The organism is Pararhizobium polonicum, from assembly GCF_001687365.1.
GTDB classification, from domain to species: Bacteria; Pseudomonadota; Alphaproteobacteria; order Rhizobiales; family Rhizobiaceae; genus Pararhizobium; species Pararhizobium polonicum.
Window position 1 is genome coordinate 128369 of sequence record NZ_LGLV01000018.1, and the last position, 12348, is coordinate 140716.

General features: G+C 61.2%; 10 protein-coding genes. 4 read left to right on the forward strand and 6 right to left on the reverse strand.

What is annotated here, in order from left to right; translation table 11 throughout:
• Nucleotides 1-6: 6 nt before the first annotated feature.
• Nucleotides 7-1416, reverse strand: a complete 1410-nt coding sequence (locus tag ADU59_RS25525) for a helix-turn-helix domain-containing protein (protein WP_068957923.1) — start codon at nt 1414-1416, stop codon at nt 7-9.
• A 229-nt stretch (nt 1417-1645) separates the two neighbouring features.
• Between ADU59_RS25525 and aceA the strand changes: the two genes are divergently transcribed.
• Nucleotides 1646-2935 carry an isocitrate lyase gene (aceA, locus tag ADU59_RS25530; RefSeq protein WP_068958031.1) on the forward strand — a complete coding sequence of 430 codons (1290 nt, stop codon included), beginning with the start codon at nt 1646-1648 and terminating at the stop codon, nt 2933-2935.
• 197 nt (nt 2936-3132) lie between these two features.
• Nucleotides 3133-3372 carry an SMc00767 family acetate metabolism repressor gene (locus ADU59_RS25535; RefSeq protein WP_037119629.1) on the forward strand — a complete coding sequence of 80 codons (240 nt, stop codon included), beginning with the start codon at nt 3133-3135 and terminating at the stop codon, nt 3370-3372.
• Nucleotides 3373-3466: 94 nt separating this feature from the next.
• Here ADU59_RS25535 and ADU59_RS25540 read toward each other — a convergent pair whose 3' ends face one another.
• Entirely contained in the window at nt 3467-4342 is an 876-nt protein-coding gene (locus ADU59_RS25540) for a LysR family transcriptional regulator (protein WP_068957925.1), read from the reverse strand.
• Nucleotides 4343-4510: 168 nt separating this feature from the next.
• Between ADU59_RS25540 and ADU59_RS30750 the strand changes: the two genes are divergently transcribed.
• Nucleotides 4511-4663 carry a hypothetical protein gene (locus ADU59_RS30750; protein ID WP_158515768.1) on the forward strand — a complete coding sequence of 51 codons (153 nt, stop codon included), beginning with the start codon at nt 4511-4513 and terminating at the stop codon, nt 4661-4663.
• Between the two features lie 163 nt (nt 4664-4826).
• The gene (locus tag ADU59_RS25545) at nt 4827-5573 is read left to right on the forward strand and encodes a class I SAM-dependent methyltransferase (protein ID WP_068957927.1); all 747 of its coding nucleotides are present in this window, start codon (nt 4827-4829) and stop codon (nt 5571-5573) included.
• A 212-nt stretch (nt 5574-5785) separates the two neighbouring features.
• Here ADU59_RS25545 and ADU59_RS25550 read toward each other — a convergent pair whose 3' ends face one another.
• The 4 genes from ADU59_RS25550 to ADU59_RS25565 form a co-directional block, all read right to left on the reverse strand.
• Nucleotides 5786-7627, reverse strand: coding sequence for a methyl-accepting chemotaxis protein (locus ADU59_RS25550; protein ID WP_068957929.1), 1842 nt, complete (start codon nt 7625-7627; stop codon nt 5786-5788).
• 155 nt (nt 7628-7782) lie between these two features.
• Nucleotides 7783-10311 (reverse strand): methyl-accepting chemotaxis protein, encoded by a 2529-nt coding sequence (locus ADU59_RS25555; RefSeq protein ID WP_068957931.1) that lies wholly within the window; start codon nt 10309-10311, stop codon nt 7783-7785.
• Between the two features lie 363 nt (nt 10312-10674).
• Complete coding sequence (locus ADU59_RS30755; protein WP_158515769.1) at nt 10675-10830, reverse strand: hypothetical protein; 156 nt, start codon at nt 10828-10830, stop codon at nt 10675-10677.
• Nucleotides 10831-11057: 227 nt separating this feature from the next.
• Nucleotides 11058-12242 carry a BaiN/RdsA family NAD(P)/FAD-dependent oxidoreductase gene (locus ADU59_RS25565; RefSeq protein ID WP_068957935.1) on the reverse strand — a complete coding sequence of 395 codons (1185 nt, stop codon included), beginning with the start codon at nt 12240-12242 and terminating at the stop codon, nt 11058-11060.
• Between the last annotated feature and the right edge of the window lie 106 nt (nt 12243-12348).

Here is a 12348-nt window from a genome sequence, read left to right on the forward strand (position 1 = left end):
TGGTCGCTACTGAAAATCAAACGCGCTCAGGCCCGTCACCATCTCGTCAAGCCCGAGCGGCCGGGTGACCGGCGGTTCGGCGCGGGCAAGACAGCCGCGCCGCTCACAGAGCCGGCAGGCGGTGCCACCGGCAACGGTCATCAGCGGCGCTTCGCCATAGACGGTTTCCCCCGCATGGACCGCGTCGCAACCAATTAGCAACGCGGTGCGGCGAATCCGCTCCTGAAATCCGGCACGCGGGCCTTCGACGGTTCTGGCAACAACGAAAAACTCCCCGCCGCCGAAAACCTCGACCCGATCCGCCAGGATCTGGCCGGCCTGCAGGAAGGCCGCATGGATATTGAGCTTCGGACAGTTGCCGCCGAAGCGCGCCCGCGGGAAACCCTGCGCGCCGGATTTGCGCAGACGGTGCCCCGCCTGATCGATCTCCATCAGGAAGAAAGGCACCCCCGCAGCGCCCGGACGCTGCAGCGTCACCAGCCTGTTGGCCGCCTGTTCGAAGGACACCTGAAAGCGGGCGCTCAGGACATCGATATCGTACTTCGCCCGCTGCGCTGCAGCTAGAAAAGCACCATAAGGCATCATGATCGCATGCGCGGCGTAGCGGGCGAGTTCGAAGCGGCCGATGCGCCGGGCCTCGCCTGTCGAAAACGCCAGCTGATCGAGCTCGGCGGCAATCGCCTCGGGACACGCAATCTGAGCCGCCTCCATGGCGATTTCACGCAACTGGTCCTGCGCGGAAAGCCGTTCGGACAGAAACAGCCGCATGGAATGCCTGTCGAAGCGGCGGCGCAGATCGGGCATGACATGCACGGGCAGCGCCCGGATCGTAAGCCCATGCTCCTTACGCAGCCAGCTCCTCAGCACCCCGGCAAGATCGTCACCGGGCGAAAGCTGCGTGTGGAATGCTTCCGCGGCCTCATCGATCCTTGCAAAGTAATGCGGGCGATTTTCGAAGATCTCACGCACCTCGTCCATTGGCAGCCGCGCATCCGACAATGCGGCCATATGTCCCTGACCCGACAAAAGCGCGCTCAGGTCCTTCAATCGTGAGGATTGCTCGCGATAGGCGCGATAGAGCTTCAGAATGCCCATCGCGGCATTGGGGGCCGCTTCCGCCACCTCGATCAGCTCCTGATCGCCCGGCAGTTCGCCCGAAAGCAGCGGATCGGCGAACATCTCGCGCAGTTGCGCGACGCTGCCGGAGGCCTCGCCCTGCAGTTCGTCGAGATCGACCTTGTAGACCGAGGCCAGTTTCAAAAGCAGCTGCACCGTCAACGGCCGCTGGTTGCGCTCGATCAGATTGAGATAGGACGGCGAGATGCCCAACGCTTCGGCCATGGCCGTCTGCGTCAGCGACAAGCCGTTGCGGATGCGCCGCACGCGGGCGCCGGCAAAAATCTTGTTTTCAGCCATTTGTCACGCCTTTTACAATTTCTCGCCCGAAACAATATTTACATATTTTACAAAATTACAGAAGCCCTCTGTAAAAGCCAAGACATGATAACCCTTTTCATGGAAGCCGCAACGCCTTTATTCTGGCGGTATTGTGCATCGCACTGTAAAACAAGTCACATCGAATTCGACAACTGAACGGTAGAGCACCAACGTCGAATGATGCTCTGAAAATAGCAGGAGGATGTTTATGACTGATTTTTACAATCTCGTTTCCGGTGCACCGCAGGGCCGCTTCGACGGCATCGAGCGCCCCTACACGGCCGAAGACGTCAAGCGTCTGCGCGGCTCGGTTCAAATCAAACACACGCTGGCTGAAATGGGTGCGAACCGCCTGTGGCAGCTCATCCACGAAGAGGACTTCGTCAATGCGCTGGGTGCGATGACAGGCAATCAGGCCATGCAGCAGGTCCGCGCGGGATTGAAGGCGATCTACCTCTCCGGCTGGCAGGTCGCCGCCGACAGCAATACCGCATCATCGATGTATCCGGACCAGTCGCTCTATCCGGCCAATGCGGCGCCCGAACTGGCCAAGCGCATCAACCGGACACTCCAGCGCGCCGATCAGATCGAGACCGCGGAAGGCAATGGCCTTTCGGTCGATACCTGGTTCGCGCCGATCGTCGCCGATGCCGAGGCCGGCTTCGGTGGCCCGCTCAACGCCTTCGAAATCATGAAGGCCTTCATCGAAGCGGGCGCCGCCGGCGTTCACTTCGAGGACCAGCTGGCATCGGAAAAGAAGTGCGGCCACCTCGGCGGCAAGGTTCTGATCCCGACGGCCGCGCATATCCGCAACCTCAACGCCGCACGGCTTGCCGCCGACGTCATGGGCACGCCAACGCTGATCATCGCCCGCACCGATGCGGAGGCCGCCAAGCTCCTGACCTCCGATATCGACGAGCGCGACCAGCCCTTCGTCGACTACGATGCCGGCCGCACCACGGAAGGCTTCTACCAGGTGAAGAACGGCATCGAGCCCTGCATCGCCCGTGCCATTGCCTATGCGCCCTCTTGCGACCTGATCTGGATGGAGACCGGCAAGCCGGATCTCGAGCAGGCCCGCAGGTTCGCCGAGGCCGTGCACAAGGCCCATCCGGGCAAGCTGCTCGCCTACAATTGCTCACCGTCGTTCAACTGGAAGAAGAACCTCGATGATGCAACGATCGCCAAGTTCCAGCGGGAGCTGGGCGCCATGGGCTACAAGTTCCAGTTCATCACACTCGCCGGCTTCCACCAGCTGAATTTCGGCATGTTCGAACTGGCGCGCGGCTACAAGGACCGGCAGATGGCCGCCTATTCGCAGCTGCAGGAGGCCGAATTCGCCGCCGAGGTCAACGGCTATACCGCGACCAAGCACCAGCGCGAAGTCGGCACCGGCTATTTCGATGCCGTATCGATGGCGATATCCGGCGGCAAGTCCTCGACGACTGCCATGCATGAATCGACCGAACACGAGCAATTCCGTCCCGCGGCGGAGTAAAGGCACTCCCCTCCCCAACCCCTCCCCACAAGGGGGAGGGGCTAGCTTGCCGCACCGCGCACTGCCTCTAACGACCTCCAGAAATGCAGAGGTCACTGTTGAGTGAAGAGGTGCGCCACGGGTTAGCCCCTCCCCCTTGTGGGGAGGGGTTGGGGAGGGGTCTTAAAACCCAGCCATCAACCAAGGAGGAAACGAACATGACAGTCCAGACACGCGTCAAGGAACGGGCCGAAGAACAGTCCTCGGCCATGACGCCGGAACAGCAGGCGATGATCCGCATGGTCGCCAACGACCTGCACCGGCTCAACCAGGCCGTCATGAAGGCGGTGGACGCCGGCGTTTCCGTCGAGCTTGTCCGCTCGGCCCGGCATCACGGCGGCGAAGGCAACTGGGGCGACCTTCTGATCCCCGTCATCGTCACGCAGGGCCGCGGCTGAGGTAGGACGATCTGTTCCAAGAAAATCCCGGCGGGCCTCTACCCGCCGGGATTTTGCGTTTCCGCAGTGTGCTGAAGAATAAAAAGCGGCCGGATCAAACACTCCGGCTCGGCCGCTTTCCGGCAATGAGATCGGCATGGCTTTTCAGCAGGCGGAACAATCGCTCGGAAACGGTGCGGATATCGCGGCGGTGGCGATCCTCATTGTTGGTCACGACCCATTGCGCGTGGCGAAGGGTCTTCAGTTCGTCGCCGGCCCGCTCCAGCCCCGGATCGAGATCGCCGACGAAACAGGGCAGCACCGCCTGCCCCGCGCCGGCGCGCGCCAGATCAAGCAGCGAACGCGGCCGGCTGACGATGACGGCAATCGAGGCGCCGGCATTTTCATGCGGCCAACGCAAATAGGGTGAGATCGCGTCCTCATCAGACACGGCAAGCCAGGAGGTCGCCAACCCGTCCGGCGCATTGCGCTGGCGATAGGCGGCATAGGCGACCTCGCCGCCGTGACGGCGGGCCAAATAGGGCTCGTCGGGCACTACGGCGCGGATGCCGATATCATGTTCGCGGTGTGCCAGCGTTGCCCGGCGCTCGGAAACGGACATGTCGAGCCGGAAGCCGTCACGGTCGCTGCGGATCGCCTGGATATTCTCACAGATCAGCCATGTGCCCCAGGTGCCGGCCATCAGCCGCACCACCGAGGAACCGTGCGCCTCCTGCCGCCAGGTTTCCACCTTGCGAACCACGGCGTCCATGCCCTGCAGCTGCTCGAACAGGGCTTGCCCGTCCACTGTCAACCGGTAGCCGGTCTGGCTGCGCGAAAAGAGCTGCCGGCCGATCCCCTGCTCGAGATCGAGAACCCGGCGGCCGACCGTGGCCGGGCTGAGGCCGCTTGCCTGCGCGGCACCGGTCAGCCCGCCATGACGGGCAACGGTCAGAAATATCTGATAGGCATCCCAGGATATATCTTTCATCAATGAAAAATATATACCGGTTTCTTTCGTTTATAAACCAATTTTTGCAGCATAGATTGGCGCCGTGAACATAGCGCGGCCAAGCCGCCGCCTCATCCCAAATTGAAGGAAGCTGGTATGCGGGGCGTCGGGTCCGGCATCGGCTTTCCGTTGCCAAGGAGACCTGCGATGACGGAAATGACAGGAATGGTTTTGCTGGTGGAAATGCTGTCCAAGGATGCGCGCAGACCGCACGAGTTCGAAGAGCTGCGCAACCGGAGCCGTCTGTCCGGCCGGCTTTCTCAGGCCCTGCGTCTGCTTTGCCTGCGCTGGATACCGTAGTCCAAAAAGGTCCCGGGGACCACCGCTCCCGACAAGAATGTAGAATACTTGTTGTCGCAAAAATCAGTCGAAAAATTTGCAACTGTACGACCAATGTCTGCGGCAACAACGTTTAAGCTATCGACCTCTTTGCGCAGCCCAATGCCTACGATAGCATGTTTCGATGGCAATAGACGCATCGGACCATATCACTGAAACGAACCGGAACGCTTGGAACGCGCAACGATTTGATGCCTGGGTGGCCGCTTTTGGGAGCCCAGAAGCTGAGGCGGCAAAAATCGTTGCCGAACCGGAACGCGTCCTGCGTCGCCTATCTCCATATCTTGGAGACGTTGCGGGCAAACGCATTTGCAATGTGCAAGGCTCTCATGGGCGTGTTGCGGTCGCCCTTGCTCGACTGGGCGCCGAGTTGTTGGTCATCGATTTCTCGGAAGAAAACCGGCGCTTCGCACTCGCCCTGGCGAAGGCCGCGGGCGTGACAATCGACTACGCACTGTGCGATATCATGGAGGCTGATAACCTGGGCCGGGCTCATACCTTCGACGTGCTCGTACTTGAGCTTGGGATTCTCCACTACCATCAGGATCTCGATCGCTTTTTCGCTACAATGCGCAAGCTCGCGACGGACCGTGGCATGCTCCTACTGAACGAATTCCATCCGGTCCAGCGGAAGCTGTTCTGGGCTGACGGTCCGCATGATTACTTTCAGACTGACCTCATAGAGGCCGACGTGCCGAACCCTGACATAGCCGGTGCAAGCCTGGGAAGATGCCTGTATCGCTTCTGGACGATGGGCGACGTTCTAACGGCCATCATCAAGGCTGGGTTTACGATAACGAGACTGGAAGAACATCCAGACTGGACGGACTCGACTATTCCAGGCTCCTTCACACTGGTCGCTCATGCGTGACAGGTAGGTTCGCAACGGAAAATACCGTAGTCTCGCGCGATTAAATTGATGGTTTTGCTATTGAACTTCATGACGTCGCGAAGATATTTCCGACAGGAAACCCGTCCACAACGTCCCGCGTTGCAGGCAGTCCAACATCATTATTTACATTTCAGTTGGGGACTGGCGGGTGCCCCGCCCGGGCCCTTGTCCGGTGTCCAGCCGTCTGCCGATCAGGCAGCGCGGCTGACCGGGCGAAGGGTATTCCCCTGCTCCAGCCGGAACTGCTCGACCAGAACCATCAGCATATCTGCGCCGCCGGCCAGTTCACGGCTGGCATTCGTCGTTTCGGCGACCATGGAAGCATTCTGCTGGGTCATCTGATCCATCTGGTTGACCGACCCGTTGACCTCCTGCAGCGCCGCCGACTGGTCGCGGCTGGCTGTCGCGATCATTTCGACATGCTGGCTGATGGCGACGATCTGCTGGCTGATCGACGCGAGTACGGCGCCCGTTTCCTGCACCAGCGCCGAGCCGGTGTTGACTTCGCTGGTCGACTTGTCGATCAACGTCTTGATCTCCTTGGCGGCACCGGCGGAACGCTGCGCCAGTTCGCGCACTTCCTGGGCAACGACTGCAAAGCCCTTGCCCGCATCGCCCGCGCGCGCCGCCTCGATACCGGCATTCAGCGCCAGAAGATTGGTCTGGAAAGCGATCTCGTCGATGACGTCGATGATCTGTTCGATCTGGCGCGAGGCATCCTCGATGCGGCCCATGGCGGCGATGGCGTTCGACACGACACTTGCCGAACTGTCGGCGCTTTTCTTGGTTTCGGCGACGGCGCGATTGGTTTCCTGCGCCCGTCCGGACGAGGATTTGACGGTCGCGGTGATTTGCTCGACGGCGGCGGCCGTTTCCTCCAGCGAGGCGGCCTGCGCCTCGGTGCGCTTCGAAAGGGCATCGGCCGACGACAGCATGCGGCCGCCGTTGTGCTGGATCGCCTGGGCATTGTCGCGGATATGGGAAAGCGTTTCCTGCAGGCGGGTGACCGAGCCGTTGAAGTCGGTGCGCAGCTGTTCGAGGCGGCCGGTGAACGGCGTGTCGATCTGCTGCGTCAGGTCTCCCTGCGACAGACGGCCGAGGCCGGCCGCAAGGGCGTTCACGGCGAAATCGATCTCGCGGTCCATCTCCCGTTTTTCAAGGTCGCGGCGCGTGCGTTCCTCGTCCGTTTCAAGACGGCGGCTTTCGCTTTCGATTTCCATCTGGCGTTTCGACAGCGCATTTTCGCGGAAGACGGCCAGCGCGCGGGCAATGCCGCCGAACTCGTTCTTGCTGTCGAGATAGGGCACGGACACATCCAGATTGCCCGTGGAGATCGTTTCGACCGAACCGGTGAGAATGCCAAGCGGCCTTATCGATGCACGGATCGCCGCATAGGCAAGCACGCCGACGACGATCATGACGCCGATGCCAATCGCCAGGATGAGATACTGCAAATAATTGATCTTGCTGAAGTAAACTTCCGTCGGAATGCCGATGAACAGCATGCCGACATTGGCACCGGAAGCATTCTTCACCGGGAAATAGCCGGTGATATAGTCACGGCCGAACAGCACCGCCGGCCCGTAATAGGCTTCGCCCCTGGCCAGCAATGCCTGCGCCGGATGATCGGCCGCCAGCTTGGTACCAACGGCGCGGTCGCCATTTTCCTTCTTCACGTTCGTCGAAATGCGAACATAGTCGCTACCCTGCTTTTCAAAGACCGTCGCTACGCCGCCGATCGTCTGGGCGGTACGGTCGACGAGATCATGGTCGGGCAGTGCCGCCATCTTGTCTTCGGTGACGCTCGAGAGCGTTCCGTCCTTTATCTCGACCGTCGCCTCCGGCACCTTCATGCCATAAAGGACCGCCATCGCGCGGCTCGCATCGCGGGCGTCCATGGTCGCATCCGCCATCACATAGCCGCGCAAATTGGAATGCATCACGCCGACGATCGTCGCGGTGCTGAGGAAGATCAGCCCCAGCGTGATGGCAACCAGTTGGGAAACGACGGAGGACTTGAAAAACCGGAACATCGCATGGCCTTCGTAGAGAAAAACTTCACGATCCTCTAGTTTAGAAGATTTAAAAAACAGTGAGAAAACCCCGCAATTCCCGGGGGTCCGCTGTGATATCGGCAGGGAAATGCCCGGCGCAGAGGCCGGGCATCGCAATCCCGTTTGACGGCTGATCAGGCGGCGCGGCCGACCTGCCTGACGGCACTGACCGGCTCCAGGCGGAACTGCTCAACCAGCATCATCAGCGTATCGGCCTGATTGGCAAGTTCGCGGCTGGCGCTGGTTGCCTGATCGACCATAGAGGCGTTCTGCTGGGTCATCTGGTCCATCTGGTTGACCGAACCATTGACCTCGTTCAGGGCCGCGGCCTGATCGCGGCTGGCGGTGGCGATCATTTCGACATGGCCGCTGACCGAGACGATCTGCTGGCTGATCGAGGCGAGCACGGCACCGGTTTCCTGAACCAGTTGCGAACCGGAATTCACCTCCTTGGCGGATTTGTTGATCAGGCCCTTGATTTCGCGCGCTGCCTCCGCCGAGCGCTGGGCCAGTTCGCGGACTTCCTGCGCGACAACGGCAAAGCCCTTGCCGGCCTCGCCGGCCCGTGCCGCCTCGATACCGGCATTGAGTGCCAGAAGATTGGTCTGGAAGGCGATCTCGTCGATGACGTCGATGATCTGCTCGATCTGGCGCGAGGCATCCTCAATGCGGCCCATGGCGGCAATGGCACTGCTGACGACGACCGCCGAGCTGTCGGCGCTTTTCTTGGTGTGGGTGACCGCGACATTGGCCTCATGGGCACGCTCGGCCGACGAGCGGACCGTCGCCGTGATCTGGTCGACGGCCGCGGCCGTTTCTTCCAGCGACGCGGCCTGCGCCTCGGTGCGCTTCGACAGCGAATCTGCCGATGCATGCATGTCGTTGCCGCTGCGCTGGATCGACAGCGCGTTGTTGCGGATCTGCAGGAGCGTGTCCTGCAGGCGGATCAGCGAACCGTTGAAATCCATGCGCAGCTGTTCGAGGCGGCCGCTGAACGGCGTCTCGATCTGCTGCGAGAGGTCTCCCTGCGCCAGACGGCCAAGACCGGCGGCGAGCTGGCTGACGGCGAAATCGATCTGGCTGTCGAGCGCATGCTTTTCGGCGTCGTTGCGCGTGCGCTCGGCATCGGCCTGCGCTCGCTGTTCTTCGCTTTCGGCTTCGATGCGAACCTTGGAAAGCGCGTTTTCCTTGAAGACGCCGAGCGCCCGGGCCATGTCGCCGATCTCGTCGCGGCGCGCGCCGCCGTCGATCGACGTATCGAGCGCACCATCGGCAAGGCGCCGCATGGCAGCGGTGATCTGGCCGATCGGCCCCTTCAGCGTCAGCACCAGCGCACCGCCGGCCAGAAGTGCGATCAGGATACCGGTCACCGTTGCAAACACCGACACCTGGTTGGCTTTTTCGCGCTCCACGGATGCCGTGGTTTTCTGGCCTTCGGCAAAGGCCGTCAGCTGGCCCCAGATGTGGTCGATTTCGGCGGCAGCGGCGGAAAATTCGGCGCTGCGCTTCTGGCTGATATCGACCAGGGCCGTGCTGTCGACGTTCATCTTTTCGATGACCGGTGTCAGCGACCCCACGAGGTCGGAAAAGAACTTCAGATCGCCGGCGGTTCCCGCCAGGCTCTGAACGTCCTGCCCCATGATCGAGAATTCGCGGGCCAGCCGCTTGCGGCCATCCTCGTCGGATTTCTCAAGGAAGCTCGCGGCGGCGATCCGGATGGAATAAACGGAATTGACCAGCTTGCGGGTGTCAGTCAGCACGGCGCCGGCCTTGACCAGCGGCCCGTCCAGCTTCCCGAAGGTCGCGGTGGCGTCGCGCATCTTCACGGTGGCGGCAGTCTGGAGCTGGATGCTGTTCTGCCGGAACCGCGCGACCAGACGGCCGATGGCGGTGGCATTGTCCTCGCTGAGATCGCCGGTATCGAGCAGCGTCTTGATCTCGGCGACGGTCGTCTTGAAGGTTTCGGCGACGGCCTTCTGGTTTGCCGGCAGGCCGGAGGCGATCTTGCGCTGAACCTTGGTCAGCTCTCCATAGGAGGCGCTGACGAGCTTGATCTTTTCCTCCGGCGTCGCCGCCTTGGCAAAGGCCGACATGAAGGCAACGAGCGTATCGCTCGACGAGGTCAGGCGATCGGCTTCGCGCAGGATCGATTTGGCCGCCTCCTCGTCCTTGCGGACGACGCGCTCCATCTTCGTTGCTTCCTCAAGCACCTTCATCTGCTCACCAAGCAGGCTTCCAAGGCTGGCGGAAATGGATTTGCGAAGTGCGACCTCTTGCTCGTAGAGCGTCCAGAGCTGGCCGACGCGATCACCGATCTTGGTGCTGCCATCGACGGCTTCCTGCAATTGCCGGCGGCCTTCCTCGTCATTGACCTGCGCCAACGTATCCGACAGCACCGCCTGTTGCGCCTCAAGCTTTTCGACAACCGCGCGCCGGGTTTCCTCGGACGTGTTCTGAAGGAAGCCGTTCATGCCGGCATAGACGTCCTTGAAACCGCTCAGCGACTGAAGGACGCTGTTGGATATCTCCATCCGCCCCTGCAGCAATCCGGACGCATAGAGCCCGGTGATACCAACGGCACAGATGCTGACGACGAAGGGCAGAATGAACAACAGCACCTTGGTCTGGATTTTGAAACGGGCAAGAATCTTGTCGATGAACATGGACGCACCTTGGCTCGCAGCCTGTATCCGCCCTCCTCAAGCCCTGACAGGCTTCCACGGTGCGCCAACAAGCTGGTGATTTCACTTGAAAATCATGCGGCGCATCGCCGCCAGCCTGCCAGGCATTCATTGCATGACCCGCCACTTCCCCCGAGGCAAAATCACGGCAGACTCCGATAGGGACCATTTTTCAACGGGAACAATTAATATTTGAATAAGCACGCCCTAAATCGCCTCGAAACCGGCGAACCAAAGAGCACGGCATCGCGCTGCCATCATACGATGGGACGGGCAAATGCTACCCGCTCAAGGGCACGGCACAGGTGCCGTCAGCGACAGCCCGGCTCAATCAATCTCTTGGCTTCAGAAGGACCAGAAGGTGGGAAGGGCTGCGAGCGCAGCAAGAGCGCAAACTGCGATCACGGACGCGCGGATCAGCAGAGACTTTCTCGCGTTGCTTTCGTCTGCTTTCGCGATGGCGATAGCACGGGCTTTGGAACGACTGCGTGACTGGTTCATGGCATCATGTCCTTTCGACCACAAGCAACAATAGACCCGGATGATCCCGACCGCCAGCCCACTTCATGATGCAACCGCACATGGAGGAGAAAAAACGTCACTTTTCTGAAATATTTTCCGAAAAGCCGCTGTTTTCCGCGTCGCGAGGCCGTTGTGCCAGCTTATGAAACAGGTTCCACCAGATGTCTTAACAATAGCTGAAGGCCGAACCGGTCTTATCGGGTCAATTATGCGGCCTGTCCCGTCGAAAAACCCGATGCCCAGGCCCACTGGAAATTGTAGCCGCCGAGCCAGCCGGTGACATCGACGCATTCGCCGATGAAATAAAGGCCGGGCACGTCACGCGCCTGCATGCTGCGGGAATCAAGCGCCCGGGTGTCGACCCCGCCAAGCGTCACTTCGGCGGTCCGGTAGCCTTCCGATCCGGCCGGGGTGATGACCCAGTCCTTGATACCGAGGCAGAAGGCATCGATGGCCTTGTCGGAGAGGTCGGCAAGCGGCCGGTTGTTGAGCCCCGCCGTCTCGGTAAAGAACTGCGCCAGTCTCTTCGGCAAATGCTCGGCCAGCGCCGTCTGCAAGGCCTGACGGCCGTTTTCCCGGCGCGCAGCCTTCAGCAGAGCTGCGATATCGACACGCGGCAGCAGGCCAAGCCGGATATCCCCTCCCTCGCGCCAATAGGACGATATCTGCAGGATGGCCGGGCCGCTCAGGCCGCGATGGGTGATCAGCAGCGCTTCCTCGAACGCCGTCTTGCCCGAGCGTGCTTCCGCATCGACGGCCACGCCGGCAAGGGCACTGAGGCTTTCGAGTTGCGCCGGGTCGAGCGTCAGCGGCACGAGCGCCGGACGGGTCTCGATCAGCGGCAGGCCGAACTGTTCGGCAATCTTATAAGCGAAACCCGTCGCGCCCATCTTCGGGATCGACTTGCCGCCGCTGGCGATGACCAGGGATGAACAGTCGATCGAACCGTCCGCCGCCACGACCCGGAAACCGGACAGCGTTTTTTCGACCGACTGGATCTGTGCGCCGAGACGCAGCACAGCGCGGACATCTTTCATCTCCGTCAGAAGCATGCGGATGATGTCCTTGGCGCTGTCGTCGCAAAACAGCTGGCCAAGCGTTTTTTCATGCCAGGCGATGCCATGGCGGTCCACCATCCCGATGAAATCCCACGGTGTGTAGCGTGCCAAAGCCGATTTGCAGAAATGCGGGTTGGCCGACAGGAAATTCTTCGGGCCGGCATGGATATTGGTGAAGTTGCAGCGTCCGCCGCCTGAAATGCGGATTTTCTCGCCGGGCGCCTTGGCATGATCGAGCACGACGACACGGCGGCCGCGTTTGCCCGCCTCGATCGCCGCCATCATGCCGGCGGCCCCTGCCCCGATTATCACCACGTCGAATTGTTCTGCCAAGGCATCCGTTCCTGTTTCTGTTTCCTTTCGAAGGCGGCCGCATCAAAGTCAATCGCCAGTCTCTCTGTATGACCGCGAATACAGTCCCTGCGGGAGGGAAAGTCCC

What these genes read in the sequence shown, in the direction of transcription:
- ADU59_RS25525 (WP_068957923.1), bottom strand. Translation starts at nt 1,416, where the DNA reads ATGGCTGAAAACAAGATTTTTGCCGGCGCCCGCGTGCGGCGCATCCGC.
- aceA (WP_068958031.1), top strand. Translation starts at nt 1,646, where the DNA reads ATGACTGATTTTTACAATCTCGTTTCCGGTGCACCGCAGGGCCGCTTC.
- ADU59_RS25535 (WP_037119629.1), top strand. Translation starts at nt 3,133, where the DNA reads ATGACAGTCCAGACACGCGTCAAGGAACGGGCCGAAGAACAGTCCTCG.
- ADU59_RS25540 (WP_068957925.1), bottom strand. Translation starts at nt 4,342, where the DNA reads ATGAAAGATATATCCTGGGATGCCTATCAGATATTTCTGACCGTTGCC.
- ADU59_RS30750 (WP_158515768.1), top strand. Translation starts at nt 4,511, where the DNA reads ATGACGGAAATGACAGGAATGGTTTTGCTGGTGGAAATGCTGTCCAAG.
- ADU59_RS25545 (WP_068957927.1), top strand. Translation starts at nt 4,827, where the DNA reads ATGGCAATAGACGCATCGGACCATATCACTGAAACGAACCGGAACGCT.
- ADU59_RS25550 (WP_068957929.1), bottom strand. Translation starts at nt 7,627, where the DNA reads ATGTTCCGGTTTTTCAAGTCCTCCGTCGTTTCCCAACTGGTTGCCATC.
- ADU59_RS25555 (WP_068957931.1), bottom strand. Translation starts at nt 10,311, where the DNA reads ATGTTCATCGACAAGATTCTTGCCCGTTTCAAAATCCAGACCAAGGTG.
- ADU59_RS30755 (WP_158515769.1), bottom strand. Translation starts at nt 10,830, where the DNA reads ATGAACCAGTCACGCAGTCGTTCCAAAGCCCGTGCTATCGCCATCGCG.